The sequence below is a fragment of the Robinsoniella sp. KNHs210 genome (assembly GCF_000686105.1).
Lineage (GTDB): Bacteria > Bacillota > Clostridia > Lachnospirales > Lachnospiraceae > Robinsoniella > Robinsoniella peoriensis.
The window spans coordinates 5,048,425-5,065,327 of sequence record NZ_JMLZ01000002.1; the positions used below are offsets into that span (position 1 = coordinate 5,048,425).

Genomic DNA, 16,903 nt, shown 5'->3' on the forward strand with positions numbered 1-16,903 from the left:
AAAGGTTTTGATTACTGACGGATAGTTGTGGAGTACCACAGGGAAATCAAAATTATATGATAAGGTCGACCGTCTGGGCAGCATTTGTTATCTATGATGTTGCCCTTTTTTAATACACTTTAGGTGTTAGAATTCTATCCGGTACCGAAAGAAATCTGCTTGACTTATTTCTTTCTATATTAACAATTGAATAATGTTCAAGTAGAGTAGATGTTATACGTAAAGTGTCACCAAAGGGGGAGGCTTTTGGTGAACGAAGGAGACTTCCGCGTTATAAGATCGCTCCCGCTACTGCGTAAAAGATGTATTGTTATTTCTATATTATTTAGAATGTGTATGGTCAGATGCTATTTCTTTGTGCAGTATAGCAGGCAGTCCCGATATTGGGCAGCTGTGTTATTTGCTGAGTGGCAAATGATTCAACTGCTTTTTTTATGGGTTAAGAATGGCAGGCAGACGCATGTCCTTACGGGGACCGTAGTATAATTTATAACGTAAATCACCGCAAAAGCGGTTAATATGAAAGGAGATATTTAACTATGGGTTACAAATCAGACATCGAAATTGCACAGGAGACTACTATGTCCCCAATTACAGAAATCGCAGCAAAAGCAGGTATTGACGAGAAATATCTTGAGCAATACGGGAAATACAAAGCAAAAATTGATTACAATCTGTTAAAAGAAAGTGATGCTCCTAACGGAAAATTAGTTCTTGTAACAGCAATCAACCCGACTCCGGCAGGTGAAGGAAAAACGACAACTACGGTAGGTCTGGCTGATGGTTTACAGAAACTGGGCAAGAACGTTATGGTTGCACTTCGTGAGCCATCTTTAGGACCGGTATTCGGTGTAAAGGGCGGCGCAGCAGGCGGCGGCTATGCACAGGTAGTTCCGATGGAAGACATCAACCTTCACTTTACAGGTGATTTCCATGCAATCGGTGCAGCCAACAACTTACTGGCAGCGATGCTGGATAACCATATCTTCCAGGGCAATGCATTAAACATCGACCCTAGAAAGATCACATGGAGAAGATGTGTGGATATGAATGACCGCCAGCTTCGTAACATCGTAGACGGAATGGGCGGAAAGACAAACGGAATGCCTAGAGAAGATGGATATGATATCACCGTTGCATCTGAAATTATGGCAGTATTATGTCTGGCAAAAGATATCACAGATTTAAAAGAGAGACTTTCCAAGATTATCGTTGGATATACATATGGAAAAATTGCAGAGCAGAAACCGGTAACCGCAGGCGACTTAAATGCACAGGGCGCTATGACAGCACTGTTAAAAGATGCTCTGAAACCAAACCTGGTTCAGACTCTGGAACACGTGCCTGCAATCGTTCACGGCGGACCATTTGCCAATATCGCACATGGCTGTAACTCTGTAATTGCAACAAAGATGGCATTAAAACTGGGTGATTACGCAATCACAGAAGCAGGATTCGGCGCTGACCTTGGAGCAGAGAAATTCCTGGATATCAAATGCCGTATGGCAGGGCTTACCCCTTCCGCAGTTGTTATCGTAGCAACCGTGCGTGCATTAAAATACAATGGCGGCGTTCCAAAGGCTGACTTGAATAACGAAAACTTAGAAGCACTGGAAAACGGTATGCCAAACTTACTGAAACATGTAAGCAACATCAAAAATGTATACGGTCTTCCATGCGTAGTGGCAATCAATGCATTCCCAACGGATACCAAGGCTGAATTAGACCTGGTAGAAGCAAAATGTAAAGAACTTGGTGTAAACGTAGCACTTTCTGAAGTATGGGCAAAAGGCGGCGAAGGCGGCGAAGCTCTTGCAAAAGAAGTAATCCGTTTGGTAGAAGAGCCAAGCGAATTCCACTATTCTTATGAATTAGAAGGAAGTATCGAAGATAAATTAAATGCAATCGTACAGAAAGTATATGGCGGAAAGAAAGCCGTTCTCACAGCAAATGCTCAGAAGCAGGCAAAAGAACTGGAAAACCTTGGATTCGGGAACTGCCCGATCTGTGTTGCTAAGACACAGTACAGTCTGACAGATGACCAGACAAAGCTTGGCGCACCGACAGACTTTGAAGTAACAGTACGTAACTTAAAGATCTCCGCAGGAGCAGGCTTTATCGTAGCCCTCACAGGAGAGATCATGACCATGCCAGGACTTCCAAAAGTACCGGCAGCAGAAAGAATCGACGTAGACGAGACAGGAAAGATTTCCGGATTGTTCTAATTATTTAATATGCAGGGAAGGTGGGGACCTTTCCTGCATATAGAGGATCTAAAGGAAAGAGGAGGTATTTGTTATGTTTCAGGAAGAATTTCAAGCAGTTTGTAATTCAGGAAAAGCAAAATATGGGTTGTTGAAAAATAATCCTCTTGGATATTTTGTTTCCTCAATGGTAGCTGGAATGTTCATTTCATTTGGTTCCTTTGTAACCTTTGTTATGGGAACGCCTCTGAAAGAAGCGGGAGATCCGATGATGAAGGCTGTAATGGCTTTCTCATTTGCAGCGGCTTTAAGTCTGGTGGTAGCAGCCGGAGCAGAATTATTTACTGGTAATAATTTTGTAATGACCTCTGCATCTCTTAATAAAGTTGTAACATGGGGTAATACAATTAAACTATGGATTATATGTTATATTGGTAACTTCCTGGGGTCTATCGCATCAGTTTTTGTTTTTCAGCTGACCGGTGTACCGAAGGGAGCAGTTGGGGAAATGTTTGCTTCTACTGCAGCAACAAAAGTGGGACTTGGACCGGTAGAACTGCTGACAAGAGGTATATTGTGTAATATCCTTGTTTGTCTGGCGGTATGGTGCAGTATTAAATTAAAAAATGAAGTAGCTAAGCTGATTATGGTTTTTTGGTGCATTTACGTATTTATGATTTGCAGCTGCGAACATAGTATAGCGAATATGAGTATTATTGGCGTAGGTTTACTGAATAAAGGCGATGCTGCAGTTACAATAGGCGGTTATTTCTACAACCTTTCTTTAGTAACAATTGGTAATATGATTGGCGGTGCAGTGTTTGTTGCAATACCATATTATTTAATTTCCAAAAACAAAAAAGAAGCGCAATAAAGTATACAATTTCTTAATATTATCGTAAGAAAATAGAAGTTTCTCTTAAAAAATAGTTGAGACTTCTATTTTTTTGTGTTATAGTGTTACAGGTAGCAAGTAATTGATTGGTCATGAGAGGTAAAGAATGAAGAAAATCAAAATCTCAGTTGTAATACTCACACTGGCATTAATTTTTGGACTTGCAGGCAGTGTAACTTCTATAAAAGCGGAAGCTGCTGTAAATGTTGTGAAAAAGGCTAAAACAGTCAAAAGTACATCAGGAAGCTGGAAACAAAATTACATAGGACGATGGTTTCAGTATAAGAACGGCACTTATCCAAAAAACAAATGGATAAAGATAAAGAATAAAATTTACTATTTTGATAAGAGTGGATATGTAACAACAGGCTGGAAGTATTATAAGAAGTCTTATTATTATTTAAATGAGACAGGCAGTAAAAAAGGCGCACTGGTAAGAGGCTGGAAAACAATAAATGGAACGCGTTATTATTTGTCTAAAACAACAGGAGCCATGTACACCGGCTGGCATACGATTGGCGGTAAAAAGTACTATTTTGATAAAAAGAGCTCTAATTTAGGAGCTATGGTTAAAAAGCGCTGGGTGAATGGACGTTATCTGCAGAAGGATGGTACGATGGCCGTGAACTGCAAGGCAGGGAAGTATTATGTAGGAGCTGACGGAAAGAAAACAAAGGCACCACAGGAGCCGGAAAACCAGAATCCGGGAAATGGTAATTCAGGACAGACCAATCAGGGTCCCAATGACAATGCCGGAAGTTCCGGAGTAAAACAGTATAATACATATGTATTTGTAGGTGATTCCAGAACCGTAGGAATGGAAAATGTAATTGGTTCCAAAGATGGAAATGCACAGTATATTGCAAAGGTAGGCGAAGGTTATAACTGGCTGATGTCTTCAGGGCTTACGCAGCTTAAGAAGAAGCTGGACTTTAACCCATATGTAAAAGTGGTATTTAACCTGGGGGTTAATGACTGCGCATCCAATACCGTTTTACAGTATATCAATGTGTATCAGGAATTGATTGCAAGTTATCCAAATACAAAATTCTATATGATGTCAGTAAATCCAGTTAATGACAAGGTTGCATCATCCGTAGGATATCTTATAAAAAATAAGCATATTACACCATTTAATATGCAGCTAAAGGCAGCTTTTCCAAATCTTTATATTGATACCTATACGTATTTAAAGACTAATGGATTTGGCACGGCAGATGGTGTTCATTATGATAATGATACGTACCAGGCAATCTATGATTATACGATGAGCCATACGTAAAAGAAGTTTGGGACAAAACAGGTTCGCACGTTTTATTAAGCTGATCTACAGGAATGCTTGAAAATGGACTGCAGCTATCTGCTTGAGCGGTAAAGTTTGTGAAATGTAACTTTTTAATTGAATATGAAAATTGATAAAAGGGTATTTGGAGAGTTTTCCGAATACCCTTTTGAATATCTAAATATTAGTAAAACAAAATTATAATTATTTATCGCTTTGGAAAACGGGATCCGCAGGATAACCGCCGCCCAGCTTCTGCATACATCTTTGAACACTGTCCCGGGAATTGCCCCAGTCCTTGTCCTTATTCAGGTAATCATATTTCGCAGTAAACCAGGTTACTTCTTCCTCCAGACGCTTCATACTATCTTCCATGAGTTTGAAAAGCATGGGGTAATAAAGATTTTTTTGTTTATCATTCAGCTTATCTTCCGCAGTTTCGATGACATCTGCAAAATGATGGAGACAGAAACCTTTGCTGTTTTTCACTATTTCTACAAATTCCGGATTATTTTTTAACATTTCAAAAAAGGTATCCAGATAACGGTTATAATTATCATTAAAATGATTACAAACGTAGCAATCATTTTCTTTTTCTGTAATCCAGGCTCCAATGTTTGTTTTACGGATTTCCGGTTCGATGGTTGTTTTTTTGATACGTTTTAGCATGGATGATTTACCGGGAGCAAATGATTTGATCTGTGCCTGCAGTTCTTCATTCAATTTGTGGAAATGGGTACTTAGTATTAAAGCACTCCCAAGGCGGTTGCCATAGTCAAACATCATTTTATAATGATGGCGGCAGAATCCGATCTTGTCGGTTTCCATGCGGACGTCATCTTCCATATAGGCAGAACCAAGAATAAAAGAAATTGCATGCTGTTCCAGGTTTCGCTCTATAAAACAAAACGGACATTCGTCGTTTGCATTAAATGCATCCATTAAGGGGATGGTATATATGGTTTCTTTCATATAAAGAGGCCTCCTTTAGCGTCGTTATGTATACTATAGCACAGAAAACAAGTTTGGAATATAAAATTCTTGACAAATTATTACTTCGAGAGTAGAATTAAAATATACTTCGAGAAACGAAGTAAAGGAGTGATTACCTATGAGTGAGTTTCCGGCATCCGTAGAGGAAATGGTATTTGAAATAATGGATAAATGCAAATTTGTTTTTTATCCGGAACAGCGGTTTGATCTGTTTCTAAACTGCTCGAAGAATGAAATCTTTGCTTTACTGTTCGTTTACCGCCAGAAACAGGTGAATATGAGTGAAATAGCAGAATATATGAACATTCCGCTTAATACGGTTACCGGAGTCATCAGCCGTCTTGAAAAAAAGCATCTGGTACGCAGAGAGAGAAGTGATCAGGATAAGCGGGTTGTAACCATTTCACTCAGTGAAAAAGGAACAGATTTCATGTATCACGAAATGATGGAACTGGGAAATTATTTTACCAGAGTGATGGCTGCATTTTCGGAAGAGGAGAAGAGAACCCTCTTTGGCATGGCAGATAAGATCTTTGCAGTATTGAACCAGAGGGAAAAAACTGGTGAAAAGCCAAAGGAGAAAAAAGTCCGAAAGATTGCAATTGAGTAGTCTGAAATTGAATGTTGGTTAAACTGTATTTTAACAGAGCTTTGCGGCTCTGTTTAAAAATAATAAATAGTTCGAGTTTCGAATAATTCGAACGAAGAAATAAATAGAATATACAAAATGAAATAATATAAGTTGAGCCGGGGAGCTATTTTCCGGGAAAGGAGATTTATGAATAGAATTATGATTTTTACAGGAAAAGGAGGCGTAGGTAAGACCAGCATTGCAGCGGCACACGCCAGAAAAGCATCCAAAGAAGGAAAAAAAACATTAATTGTAAGTACGGACATGGCACATAATCTAAGCGATTTATTTGAGCAGCCTCTTGGAAAAGAAGAAATGCAGGTAGCTGAGCATTTATTTGCTCTGGAAATAGATCCTGCCTATGAAATGGAGCATGATTTTTCATCTATGATGAATGCTTTTGCAAATATGCTCCCAGCAGGAAGCGGGGAAGAAAATATAATGAATGACCTGGATATGATACCGGGAATCGAAGAGTTATTTTCCCTGTTAAAAATTCAGGAAATATATAATCGTAAAGAGTACGAGTTGATTATAGTGGACTGTGCGCCTACCGGAGAGACGCTTTCCCTGCTGAAATTTCCGGAACTTCTTTCCTGGTATATGGAAAAACTGTTCCCACTGGGAAAAGTGGCGGTTAAAGTGATGCGGCCGGTAACGAAAAAGCTTTTTCAAATTCAATTGCCGGATAAAAAGGCTATGAATGATATCGAAAGAATGTATTTGAAACTGGCTGAATTGCAGGAGCTGATGAAGGACAGGGAGATCAGCAGTATAAGGCTTGTGGCAATACCGGAAAAAATGGTAGTGGAGGAAACAAAGAGAAATTATATGTATTTGAATCTCTATAATTTTAATGTGGATGGACTCTATATTAACCGGGTTTTGCCGACGGATATTAATAATCCCTTTTTTGATGAATGGCTGGGGATCCAGCAGCAGTATATCAAGGAATTAAAAGAGGTATTCCAAAGCGTCCCGGTGTATGCCATTAAATGGTATGATATCGATTTAAACGGTCTCACGTCACTGGACCGGGTGTGTGAAGATGCGCTGCAGGAAGATGATCTGTTTGCAGTAAAGAGAATCATACCGAATGAAGTCTATGAAAAAACAGAGAATGGCTATCTTTTAAAGGTATATCTGCCGTGTGTGAAAAAAGAGGAAATCGTAATGCATGAAGCGGGCCGGGACCTTATTGTGAAGATCGGGAACTTTAAAAGAGCAATTCCCATGCCATCTACTCTGCGGGGACATTATGTACAGTCCGCAAAGATGAAAGACCAGTCCCTGCACATACAGTTTGTTAAGGAGGAAGAGGATGAATAAGACATTTATAACAAAAATTGTTCAGGCAAAGAAATTAGAAATAGAAGCATTTCAGGAGCTGTTGCCGGATGAACTAAATGACAGGATGAAAAATTGGAGGACCGGAGCGGGAGATTGGTTAAAGGAATGTGCGGTTGAAATTTATCTGGCTGGAAAAAAAGAGACGAAATCTTGTAAAGACGAAAGAGATGGGAGTCGGGAAAACGAGTCTGAAAAAGCAGATAGGTACACCGGAGATAATTTTACGAAGAAATCAGAAAAAACGAAACGCACCAAAAAAGTGATCATTGAGTAGGGGGAAGGAACATGAGAATATTATTATATACGGGTAAAGGTGGTGTAGGGAAGACCAGCATAGCAGCAGCAACGGCATGTAAAATCGCGGAAAGTGGAAAACGGGTTCTGATTATGAGCACAGACCAGGCACACAGCCTGGGTGACTCCTTTGATTGTAAACTCAGCAATGATCCGGTGAAAATAACGGAGCATTTATTTGCAATGGAAATCGATGCCGTAGCGGAAAGCGAACGTGCCTGGGGAAATATAAAGGATTATTTGAAAAAGCTGCTGACATCCAGATCAGGGGAAAGCATAGAAGCAGAGGAACTGCTGGTTTTTCCAGGATTTGAAGAGCTGTTCTCTCTGTTTAAAATTCTGGAGATATACGAAGCGCAAAATTATGATGTGTTGATTGTGGACTGTGCACCTACCGGTGAGACAATATCACTGTTAAAATTTCCCGAAATGTTTGGTGACTTGCTGGGGAAAATAATGCCGATGAAGAGAAAGGCAATCAAAGTAGCAGGTCCGCTGGTAGAAAAAACAACCAAGATTCCCATGCCAAAAGAAACTCTTTTCGATGAAGTAGAGATCTTGTGTTCCAAAATAGAACAGCTGCAGGATCTGATGTCTGATAAGGATGTTCTAAGCCTGCGTATCGTGACTACCCCGGAAAAAATCGTGGTAAAAGAAGCAAAAAGAAATTTTGCTTATCTCCACATGTATGATTACAATGTAGATGCAATCATTGTAAATAAGGTGTATCCCAGGTCATCTTTATCGGGATACTTTAATCAATGGATAGAAAACCAGCAGAACAGCCTGCAGGATATCAGACAGAGTTTTTTTGATATTCCGGTATTTGAAATGGAGTTTTTAAAGCATGAATTGAGAACGGCAGAGCGACTCAGAACAGCTGCGGATATGGTATACGGAGATACGGATCCGACGGCAGTTCTGGCGGTCCAGCATATATTTGTCCTGGAAAAAGAGCAGGAGAAATACTACTTAAAAATTGCAATCCCATTTGTGGATAAACGGGAATTGGAACTGGAACAAAAAGGAGAGGAACTGGCACTTACGATCAAAAATGAAAGGCGTAATCTGATACTTCCGCCAAAACTGCGGGGTTATGAAGTGGCTGGTGCAAAATATGAAGAGGATGTGCTTAAAATTGAGTTTGAACATATTTAGTTGAGAAAACCAGCTTTGTAGCGACAACCTGAATCTGAAAAAAGATGGGGCATGCAATTCCTCCACGCCCCATCTTTTCGTACACTGCCCCATCTACAAAGCGTCTGCTTCTCAACAAAACATCCCATCTAACCTCAAATCTTACTTGCAGTTCATTTAGAATTACCATATAATAGTGAGGATATGTAATAAAGTGAAAGAAAGCAGGCTTTAGAATATTTATGAAAAATAGGATGCAGGAAGAATTTTCAGGGAAAGATAAACATGAACCGGTACGGCTGAACAAATTTCTGGCTGAATCTGGTGTGTGTTCCAGAAGAGAAGCGGACAGGCTGATCGAAAGCGGTAAGGTGACTGTGGATGGGCAGACGGCTGCCATGGGTCTGAAAGTTTTGCCCATTCAGGATATCCGTGTCAATGGAAAAAGAGTAAGCAGAGAAGAAGAGATGATATTATTGGCTGTCAATAAGCCGGTAGGTATTATCTGTACCTCAGAGAAGAAATGGGGAAGCAATAATATAGAAGATTTTTTGCATTATCCCAAACGGATTTTTTCTATTGGAAGACTGGATAAGGATTCGGAAGGTTTGCTGTTGATGACAAATAATGGGGAAATCCTGAATAAAATTATGCGTGCGGGAAATTATCATGAAAAGGAATACGAAGTCAGGGTGAACAGGCCCGTTACGGATGAATTTGTCCGGCAGATGGCAAAAGGAGTTCCCATTTTGAATACCGTGACCAGACCATGCAAAGTGGAGAAGATCGGAGAAAAGCAATTTCGCATTATTCTGACCCAGGGACTCAATCGTCAGATTCGAAGGATGTGCGAAGCGCTGGGGTATAAAGTGACCAGGTTAGTGCGTGTACGTATTATGAATATCCGCCTGGGACATTTGAAAGCAGGAACATACCGTAAACTGACCGATAAGGAAATCGAAGAACTTTATCAGATGATACAGGATTCCAGTAATGGACCGGAATACACAAGCCGTATATAGGGGATGAATGAGTTATAAATATATAAGCACATTGCTGTAGAGTTTAAGAATCAGTAAAGAGAGGCCATATTATGAAACAGAGAATCGACGAACTTAAAGAACAGATCAATTACCACGCAGATCGTTATTACAACATGGATGCACCGGAAATTAGCGACTATGAATATGATCAGCTGATGCAGGAATTAAAGAAGATTGAAGCAGAGAATCCGGAGCTGGTGACTCCGGATTCCCCCACGCAGAAAGTAGGTGGGAGTGCAAAGAGGGAAGCCGGAATACTTGTGAAACACAGGGTTCCCATGTTAAGCCTTCAGGATGTCTTTTCCAAAGAAGATGTAATCCAGTTTGTAGAGGACATGAGGCAGCAGCTTCAGGAGCCTGAATTTGTGGTTGAAACGAAGATTGATGGTCTGTCCATGGCTCTGCGCTACACGGATGGTGTTCTTACTACAGCCATTACCAGAGGGGATGGGGTAACTCAGGGAGAGGATGTAACGGAAAATGCAAAAGTAATCAAAGATGTGAAGAAAAAACTGAAACATCCGATTCCTTATCTGGAAATCCGTGGAGAGGTCTACATGACCAATGCTGCTTTTGACGAGGTGAATGAGAAGCAGGAAATACTGGGTAAGAAGCCGTTTGCCAATCCGAGAAACTGTGCAGCGGGAACCCTGCGTCAGTTAGAGAGCAAGGTGACGAAAGAGCGGAATCTTTCTATGTTTATCTTTAACATCCAGGAAACCCAGGGAAGGACATTTGAAACCCACACAGAAGGGTACGAATACCTGAAAAGTAATGGCATTAAGGTAATTGACCAATATACGATCTGCCATACAGGGGAAGAAGTCTGGGCAGCCATTGAGAAAATAGGTGAGCTGCGGGGATCTCTGGCTTATGACATTGACGGAGCGGTAGTGAAAATTAACCGTCTTTCTGACAGGGAAACCCTTGGCAGCACATCGAAAGTGCCAAGGTGGGCAGTAGCTTATAAATACCCTCCGGAAGAAAAAGAAACCGTGCTGCAGGAAATTGAACTCTCGGTAGGAAGAACCGGAAGAATCACACCTACGGCAATCTTTGAACCCGTCAGGCTATGCGGGACCAGTGTGGCAAGAGCGACGCTGCATAATCAGGACTTTATTGATGAATTGGACATAAGGATTGGAGATTCCATTGTCGTTTATAAATCTGGAGAAATTATTCCAAAGATAAAATATGTTGTAAAGGAAAAAAGGCCGGAAGGTGCCATGCGTTATGTGCTGCCGGATGTATGCCCTGTCTGTGGCTCTCCGGCTGTCCGGGAAAAAGATACGGCGGATATCAAATGTACCGGCGCCAACTGCCCGGCACAGCTGGAACGGCACATCATTAATTTTGTGGGCAGGGATGCCATGGATATAAAAGGCTTTGGCGAAAGTTATATTATGGAACTTGTCCGGCAGGGATATCTGAAAAATGTCGCAGATATCTTTGTGCTTAAAGATCACAGAGATGAAATGATAGAAGCCGGAATCATCGGAAAAGAGAAAAATACGGATAAATTACTGGCGATGATTGAAGAAGCAAAAAAGAATGAACCACAGCGCCTGCTCTCCGGACTGGGGATTGCAAATGTAGGCAAGGCAACGGCAAGGGAGCTGATGCGTCATTTTGGTTCCATTGACCGGTTAAAAGAGGCTACTTTAGAGGAGCTGGTTGCAGTCTCCGATATTGGAGAAATCAGTGCCGTATCCATCCGCCGATTCTTTGATGACCCGGTAAATCAGGAAGTGATGGAGAGACTGCGGGAATACGGCGTAAACATGACTGCAGAAGAGGAAGATGGGGATGATTTGTTTGCGGGCATGACCTTTGTGGTAACGGGGACACTCCCTACACTTGGAAGGACAGAGGCAAGTGAACTGATTCAGAAGCACGGCGGAAAAGTCTCCGGTTCTGTTTCGAAAAAAACATCCTATGTTCTGGCTGGAGAAAATGCCGGAAGCAAGCTGACGAAAGCACAGGACCTGGGAATACCTGTGATTTCCGAAGAACAATTGAATGAAATGTTAGCCGGAGAGAAATAATAATTATAAACGAATCTGCGGGATGGAAGCCTTCACATCAGACAGGCATCCATCCCTTTTGTGTATTAAAAAAGAATGTATGAGGATAGACTTTCTAAATTATTTATGAATATTTTACACTTGCTTCGTTGACAATTCAGAATACTTCACCTAAGATAGACTTTATATTAATAATTAACCTAAGATAAAAGATTGATGTTCGGTCTTTTATATCAGATAAGGAGGAAAGGATTATGAAAGAAGTAAAACCGTCAAAAAAGCCTCTCATTTTTTATTATGTGACAGCAGTGATAGTCATATTTTTATTAAATGGGCTTTTATTTCCAAAACTGCTGTCTCCCAAAGTTCAGGATGTGGATTATGGGACATTTTTGGAAATGATGAATAACAAGCAGATTAATGAAGTGGAAGTCTCCAGTGACGAAATATTATTCTCGGACAAAGCAGAAAAGCCTAATTATTATCGGACCGGTGCTATGAATGATCCTCAGCTGGTTGACAGACTGTACAGTTCCGGAGCCAAGTTTTCCCAGGAAATCGTTCAGCAGATGTCACCGATTCTGAGTTTTCTGCTTACCTGGATACTGCCAATTGTTCTGCTCTATGGAATTGGAACTTTCTTTATCAAAAAGATGATGGGAAAGGTTGGTGCCGGAGGTGGAATGGGAAATGCCATGTCCTTTGGGAAAAGCAATGCCAAAGTGTATGTAGAGTCCACAACGGGTATTAAATTTGCAGATGTGGCAGGTGAGGATGAGGCTAAAGAAATTCTGACAGAAATCGTTGATTTCCTGCATAATCCGGCTAAGTATACCGAGATTGGTGCAACCATGCCAAAAGGTGCACTGCTGGTAGGACCTCCGGGTACTGGTAAAACGCTGCTTGCAAAAGCAGTTGCCGGGGAAGCCAGTGTTCCGTTTTTCTCAATTTCCGGTTCGGAATTTGTGGAAATGTTTGTAGGTATGGGGGCGGCAAAGGTTCGTGACCTCTTTAAACAGGCAAATGAAAAAGCACCATGTATCGTATTTATCGATGAGATTGATACGATTGGTAAAAAACGTGATAATGGCGGAATGGGTGGTAATGATGAAAGAGAACAGACCTTAAATCAGCTTCTCACCGAGATGGATGGTTTTGACGGCAGAAAAGGCGTTATTATTCTGGCGGCAACAAACAGACCGGATTCGCTGGATCCGGCACTTTTAAGACCGGGACGATTTGACCGCAGAGTTCCGGTGGAACTTCCTGATTTAAAGGGAAGGGAAGATATCCTGAAGGTACATGCCAGGAAGATAAAGATATCGGATGATGTGGACTTTAATGCAATTGCCAGAATGGCATCGGGAGCATCCGGTGCAGAACTTGCCAATATGATCAATGAAGGAGCACTCCGTGCAGTCAGGGATGGCAGAAAGTTTGTCAGCCAGAGAGAGTTAGAGGAAAGCGTGGAGGTAGTAATAGCAGGTTATCAGAAGAAGAACAAGGTATTGTCGGATAAGGAAAAACTGATAGTCTCTTATCATGAAATCGGACATGCGCTGGTTGCTGCAAAACAGAACCACTCGGCTCCGGTTACCAAGATTACGATTATTCCGAGAACATCAGGTGCCCTTGGCTACACCATGCAGGTGGATGAAGGGGAACACAACCTGATGACGAAAGCGGAAATAGAAAATAAAATTGCAACTTTTACAGGCGGGCGTGTGGCAGAGGAACTGGTATTTCACTCGGTCACTACAGGAGCTTCCAACGATATTGAGCAGGCAACGAAACTTGCAAGGGCAATGATCACCAGATTCGGAATGTCTGATGAATTTGACATGGTGGCATTGGAAACTGTCCAGAATCAATATCTGGGCGGTGATACTTCTCTTATGTGTTCTGGTGATACGGCAGCTGTGGTGGACAAAAAAGTTGTGGAGGTAGTTCGGGAACAGCACGGGAAGGCAAGAAAAATTATAGAAGAGAATATTGGCAAGCTGCATGAACTTGCAAAACATCTCTATGATCAGGAAACCATTACCGGAGAAGAATTCATGAGAATTCTGGATGGCAGGGAGGCAGAATTGCCGGTGCAGCCTTAAGCAGCAGCCCTGGGAAATCATATAAGAAATAAAAAAGCGATCGTAGTTTATCGCTTTTTTATTTGCTGTGTTTTCCGATAATGTGTCGGATGTCATCATAAATATAGGGTTTTATCACCTCAATAGGAGCAGGCTGGTCATATAGTATGGGACTGTATATACTGCCGCTTACCAGTTCAATGATCATATAGATCATGATTTCAGGCTCCTCAAAAGTTCTTCCGGATTCTGCCAGAATCTGTTCGTAGAGCTCATATACATTTTTATCGTAATCGTTATCCATTCTTGTCATGGCATTTTTGAAGATACCCCAGCTTAAATGCTTGGCAATTAAAAACAGCAGGGATTTGTCTGCAACCAGGTGGTCAATGATATTGTCTACCATGAAGATCATCTGCTCTTCAAAGGCTTCAAAATTCTTTGTCTTCATTTCCTCATAGGAGGAACTTAACAATTGATTTGCCTTATGGGAAATTAATTTGTTGCGCAGGTCATATTTATCCGTAAAATACAAATAAAAGGTTCCCTTGGCTACCCCGGCCTTCTCTACAATATCGGCAATGGATGTCTTTTGAATACCCTTTGTGATGAACAAGTCAAAGGCGGTGTTTAACAGGGCATCTTTTTTTTGCTTTTTATTACTCTCTAATTTACTCATCAAAATCATCTCCTTCGCATAGAAGTGTTACAATCATTATTCTATAGAAATGACTAAAAGTCAATGGGACAAATTCTATTTCTAAAAGAATTGTAAAATTTACACTCAAAAGATTGACTAATGGTCACTTTTATAGTATAACATGTTTGAAAGTAAATGACTAGTGGTCATTTAAATGAAAGAAGGAGATGTAAAAAGGATGATGATTAAGATTGGCAAAAAGATTGTAAAGTTTCGTATTCCTATTTTTATACTATCCCTTCTGCTGTTGATACCGGCAGGGATTGGTTATCTGAACACAAGAATCAATTATGATATCCTGAGCTATCTGCCAAACCACCTGGAGACAGTAAAAGGACAGGATATTATGGTAGATGAGTTTGGCATGGGTGCATTTTCCATGGTGATTGTGGAAGATATGGAGCCAAAAGATGTGGTAAAGCTAAAAGAAGAGATTAAAAATGTGGATCATGTGAAGGATGTACTCTGGTATGACAGCATTATGGATATTACCTTTCCCATAGAGATGCTGCCGGACAGTATTCGGGAGGCATTTAACCAGGGTAATGCTACGATGATGATCGCATTGTTTGATGACACCACTTCTGCGGACAACACGATGAAAGCGGTAAGTGAGATGCGTACCCTCTGTTCTAAGCAGTGTTTTATCAGCGGAATGTCCGGTGTGGTTACAGACATAAAGAATCTCTCTCTGCAGGAAATGCCGGTTTACGTGGTAATTGCCGCACTCTTATCCCTGTTGGTGTTAAGCCTGACTATGGAATCTTTTGTTGTACCGGTATTATTTTTATTCAGTATCGGAGCAGCGATTGTTTATAACCTGGGCAGTAATGTGTTCCTGGGGCAGATCTCCTATATCACCCAGGCACTGACAGCGGTGTTACAGTTGGGAGTTACCATGGATTATTCCATTTTCCTGTTAAACACATATGAGGAAAACAAGATACGGTTTGAAGGAGATAAGAATCGTGCAATGGCACATGCCATATCCAATACATTCAAATCTGTGGCAGGAAGTTCCGTTACTACGATCGCAGGGTTTGTGGCACTTTGTTTTATGACATTTTCCCTCGGACGTGATATTGGGGTTGTAATGTCAAAAGGTGTTGTAATTGGCGTTATTTGCTGTGTTACACTGCTGCCTTCCCTGATATTAATATTTGATAAGCCCATTGAAAAGACAAAGCATAAATCCCTGATTCCAAGCCTGGATAAGATTTCAGCATTTATTACGAGGCATTATCGGATTTGGATGGTACTGTTTCTCATTCTGATTATACCTGCGGCTTACGGAAATGCACATACGAAAGTGTATTACAATATTGATAAATCACTTCCCCGGGATCTGGCAAGTTCTGTTGCAAACGAAAAACTGGGCGATGAATTTCATATGAATAATGTATATATGGTGCTGCTGAAGAATGGGCTGGATGTCAAAGATAAACAGGAGATGCTGGATGAGATAGAGAAAGTGGCAGGCGTTAAATGGGCGCTTGGCATGGATTCCTTTGTAGGAGCCGGAGTGCCGGACGATATGATTCCGGATGACCTTAAGAGCATGCTGAAAAGTGGTCATTATGAGGTCCAGTTTATCTGCTCGGATTATAAGACTGCAACGGATGAAGTTAATAAACAGATTGCTGATGTAAATGAGATTGTTAAAAGATATAGTCCGGAATCTATGGTAATAGGAGAAGCACCCCTCACCAAAGATTTGGCGGATGTAACCGATGTGGATTTGAAAAATGTAAATATTGCTTCCATTGCAGCAATCTTTGTAATAATTATGATTGTGTTTAAATCAATTACGCTCCCGGTAATTCTGGTATCAGTAATTGAATTTGCAATTTTTGTAAATATGGCGATTCCCTATTATGCCGGTATTACGCTTCCTTTTGTGGCGAGTATTGTAATTGGTACCATACAGTTGGGAGCTACAGTTGATTATGCTATATTGATGACCAGTAAGTATCAGAGGGAGAGAAGCAGGGGAGCAGGGAAAATGGAAGCGATCCGGACGGCACACCAGTCTTCCATGAAATCTATATTAATCAGCGGGTTCAGTTTCTTCGCAGCAACATTTGGGGTAGGACTTTATTCTAAGATTGATATGATCAGTTCGATTTGTACACTGCTTTCAAGAGGTGCCATAATCAGTACGGTGGTAGTTATCCTGGTACTGCCCGCAATGTTTGTAGTGTTTGACAAAGTTATTATAAACACATCCATTGGATTTAAACCTAAAAAGCAAAAATAAGGTGAGGAG

General features: G+C 40.9%; 13 protein-coding genes and 2 riboswitches. Of the genes, 11 read left to right on the forward strand and 2 right to left on the reverse strand.

Annotated features, from left to right (window positions below; all coding sequences use genetic code 11):
• Positions 1 to 86, forward strand: a riboswitch (ZMP/ZTP riboswitch).
• A gap of 114 nt (positions 87 to 200) precedes the next feature.
• Positions 201 to 293, forward strand: a riboswitch (THF riboswitch).
• Between the two features lie 246 nt (positions 294 to 539).
• The 3 genes from CD03_RS0128635 (at position 540) to CD03_RS0128645 (ending at position 4,381) form a co-directional block, all read left to right on the forward strand.
• A complete protein-coding gene (locus tag CD03_RS0128635; protein WP_027296543.1) occupies positions 540 to 2,225 on the forward strand; it encodes a formate--tetrahydrofolate ligase in 1,686 nt (561 codons plus the stop codon).
• A gap of 73 nt (positions 2,226 to 2,298) precedes the next feature.
• Positions 2,299 to 3,078, forward strand: coding sequence for a formate/nitrite transporter family protein (locus CD03_RS0128640; RefSeq protein ID WP_027296544.1), 780 nt, complete (start codon positions 2,299 to 2,301; stop codon positions 3,076 to 3,078).
• A 127-nt stretch (positions 3,079 to 3,205) separates the two neighbouring features.
• Positions 3,206 to 4,381 (forward strand): hypothetical protein, encoded by a 1,176-nt coding sequence (locus tag CD03_RS0128645; protein ID WP_027296545.1) that lies wholly within the window; start codon positions 3,206 to 3,208, stop codon positions 4,379 to 4,381.
• 204 nt (positions 4,382 to 4,585) lie between these two features.
• On the opposite strand, the gene CD03_RS0128650 is transcribed toward CD03_RS0128645, so the two are convergent.
• Positions 4,586 to 5,353 carry a DUF6062 family protein gene (locus CD03_RS0128650; protein WP_027296546.1) on the reverse strand — a complete coding sequence of 256 codons (768 nt, stop codon included), beginning with the start codon at positions 5,351 to 5,353 and terminating at the stop codon, positions 4,586 to 4,588.
• 139 nt (positions 5,354 to 5,492) lie between these two features.
• Between CD03_RS0128650 and CD03_RS0128655 the strand changes: the two genes are divergently transcribed.
• From CD03_RS0128655 to ftsH, 7 genes are all read left to right on the forward strand, one after another.
• Positions 5,493 to 5,984 carry a MarR family winged helix-turn-helix transcriptional regulator gene (locus CD03_RS0128655; RefSeq protein WP_027296547.1) on the forward strand — a complete coding sequence of 164 codons (492 nt, stop codon included), beginning with the start codon at positions 5,493 to 5,495 and terminating at the stop codon, positions 5,982 to 5,984.
• Positions 5,985 to 6,152: 168 nt separating this feature from the next.
• A complete protein-coding gene (locus CD03_RS0128660) occupies positions 6,153 to 7,334 on the forward strand; it encodes an ArsA family ATPase (RefSeq protein WP_027296548.1) in 1,182 nt (393 codons plus the stop codon).
• The gene (locus tag CD03_RS35160) at positions 7,327 to 7,629 is read left to right on the forward strand and encodes a hypothetical protein (RefSeq protein ID WP_044289736.1); all 303 of its coding nucleotides are present in this window, start codon (positions 7,327 to 7,329) and stop codon (positions 7,627 to 7,629) included. Before CD03_RS0128660 ends, CD03_RS35160 begins: the two co-directional genes overlap by 8 nt.
• An 11-nt stretch (positions 7,630 to 7,640) precedes the next feature.
• Positions 7,641 to 8,807 carry an ArsA family ATPase gene (locus CD03_RS0128670; RefSeq protein ID WP_027296549.1) on the forward strand — a complete coding sequence of 389 codons (1,167 nt, stop codon included), beginning with the start codon at positions 7,641 to 7,643 and terminating at the stop codon, positions 8,805 to 8,807.
• A 221-nt stretch (positions 8,808 to 9,028) separates the two neighbouring features.
• Positions 9,029 to 9,808, forward strand: coding sequence for a pseudouridine synthase (locus CD03_RS0128675; RefSeq protein ID WP_027296550.1), 780 nt, complete (start codon positions 9,029 to 9,031; stop codon positions 9,806 to 9,808).
• A 71-nt stretch (positions 9,809 to 9,879) separates the two neighbouring features.
• Positions 9,880 to 11,874, forward strand: a complete 1,995-nt coding sequence (ligA, locus tag CD03_RS0128680) for an NAD-dependent DNA ligase LigA (protein WP_027296551.1) — start codon at positions 9,880 to 9,882, stop codon at positions 11,872 to 11,874.
• A 233-nt stretch (positions 11,875 to 12,107) separates the two neighbouring features.
• On the forward strand, positions 12,108 to 13,958 hold the full coding sequence (gene ftsH, locus CD03_RS0128685) for an ATP-dependent zinc metalloprotease FtsH (RefSeq protein ID WP_044289738.1): 1,851 nt from the start codon (positions 12,108 to 12,110) through the stop codon (positions 13,956 to 13,958).
• 58 nt (positions 13,959 to 14,016) lie between these two features.
• Here ftsH and CD03_RS0128690 read toward each other — a convergent pair whose 3' ends face one another.
• On the reverse strand, positions 14,017 to 14,616 hold the full coding sequence (locus CD03_RS0128690) for a TetR/AcrR family transcriptional regulator (RefSeq protein ID WP_027296553.1): 600 nt from the start codon (positions 14,614 to 14,616) through the stop codon (positions 14,017 to 14,019).
• A gap of 202 nt (positions 14,617 to 14,818) precedes the next feature.
• Between CD03_RS0128690 and CD03_RS0128695 the strand changes: the two genes are divergently transcribed.
• Entirely contained in the window at positions 14,819 to 16,894 is a 2,076-nt protein-coding gene (locus tag CD03_RS0128695) for an efflux RND transporter permease subunit (RefSeq protein WP_027296554.1), read from the forward strand.
• Positions 16,895 to 16,903 lie beyond the last annotated feature (9 nt).

Excerpts from the sequence above, each read along its gene's own strand:
- CD03_RS0128635 (WP_027296543.1), top strand. The coding sequence starts at position 540 with ATGGGTTACAAATCAGACATCGAAATTGCACAGGAGACTACTATGTCC.
- CD03_RS0128640 (WP_027296544.1), top strand. The coding sequence starts at position 2,299 with ATGTTTCAGGAAGAATTTCAAGCAGTTTGTAATTCAGGAAAAGCAAAA.
- CD03_RS0128645 (WP_027296545.1), top strand. The coding sequence starts at position 3,206 with ATGAAGAAAATCAAAATCTCAGTTGTAATACTCACACTGGCATTAATT.
- CD03_RS0128650 (WP_027296546.1), bottom strand. The coding sequence starts at position 5,353 with ATGAAAGAAACCATATATACCATCCCCTTAATGGATGCATTTAATGCA.
- CD03_RS0128655 (WP_027296547.1), top strand. The coding sequence starts at position 5,493 with ATGAGTGAGTTTCCGGCATCCGTAGAGGAAATGGTATTTGAAATAATG.
- CD03_RS0128660 (WP_027296548.1), top strand. The coding sequence starts at position 6,153 with ATGAATAGAATTATGATTTTTACAGGAAAAGGAGGCGTAGGTAAGACC.
- CD03_RS35160 (WP_044289736.1), top strand. The coding sequence starts at position 7,327 with ATGAATAAGACATTTATAACAAAAATTGTTCAGGCAAAGAAATTAGAA.
- CD03_RS0128670 (WP_027296549.1), top strand. The coding sequence starts at position 7,641 with ATGAGAATATTATTATATACGGGTAAAGGTGGTGTAGGGAAGACCAGC.
- CD03_RS0128675 (WP_027296550.1), top strand. The coding sequence starts at position 9,029 with ATGAAAAATAGGATGCAGGAAGAATTTTCAGGGAAAGATAAACATGAA.
- ligA (WP_027296551.1), top strand. The coding sequence starts at position 9,880 with ATGAAACAGAGAATCGACGAACTTAAAGAACAGATCAATTACCACGCA.
- ftsH (WP_044289738.1), top strand. The coding sequence starts at position 12,108 with ATGAAAGAAGTAAAACCGTCAAAAAAGCCTCTCATTTTTTATTATGTG.
- CD03_RS0128690 (WP_027296553.1), bottom strand. The coding sequence starts at position 14,616 with ATGAGTAAATTAGAGAGTAATAAAAAGCAAAAAAAAGATGCCCTGTTA.
- CD03_RS0128695 (WP_027296554.1), top strand. The coding sequence starts at position 14,819 with ATGATTAAGATTGGCAAAAAGATTGTAAAGTTTCGTATTCCTATTTTT.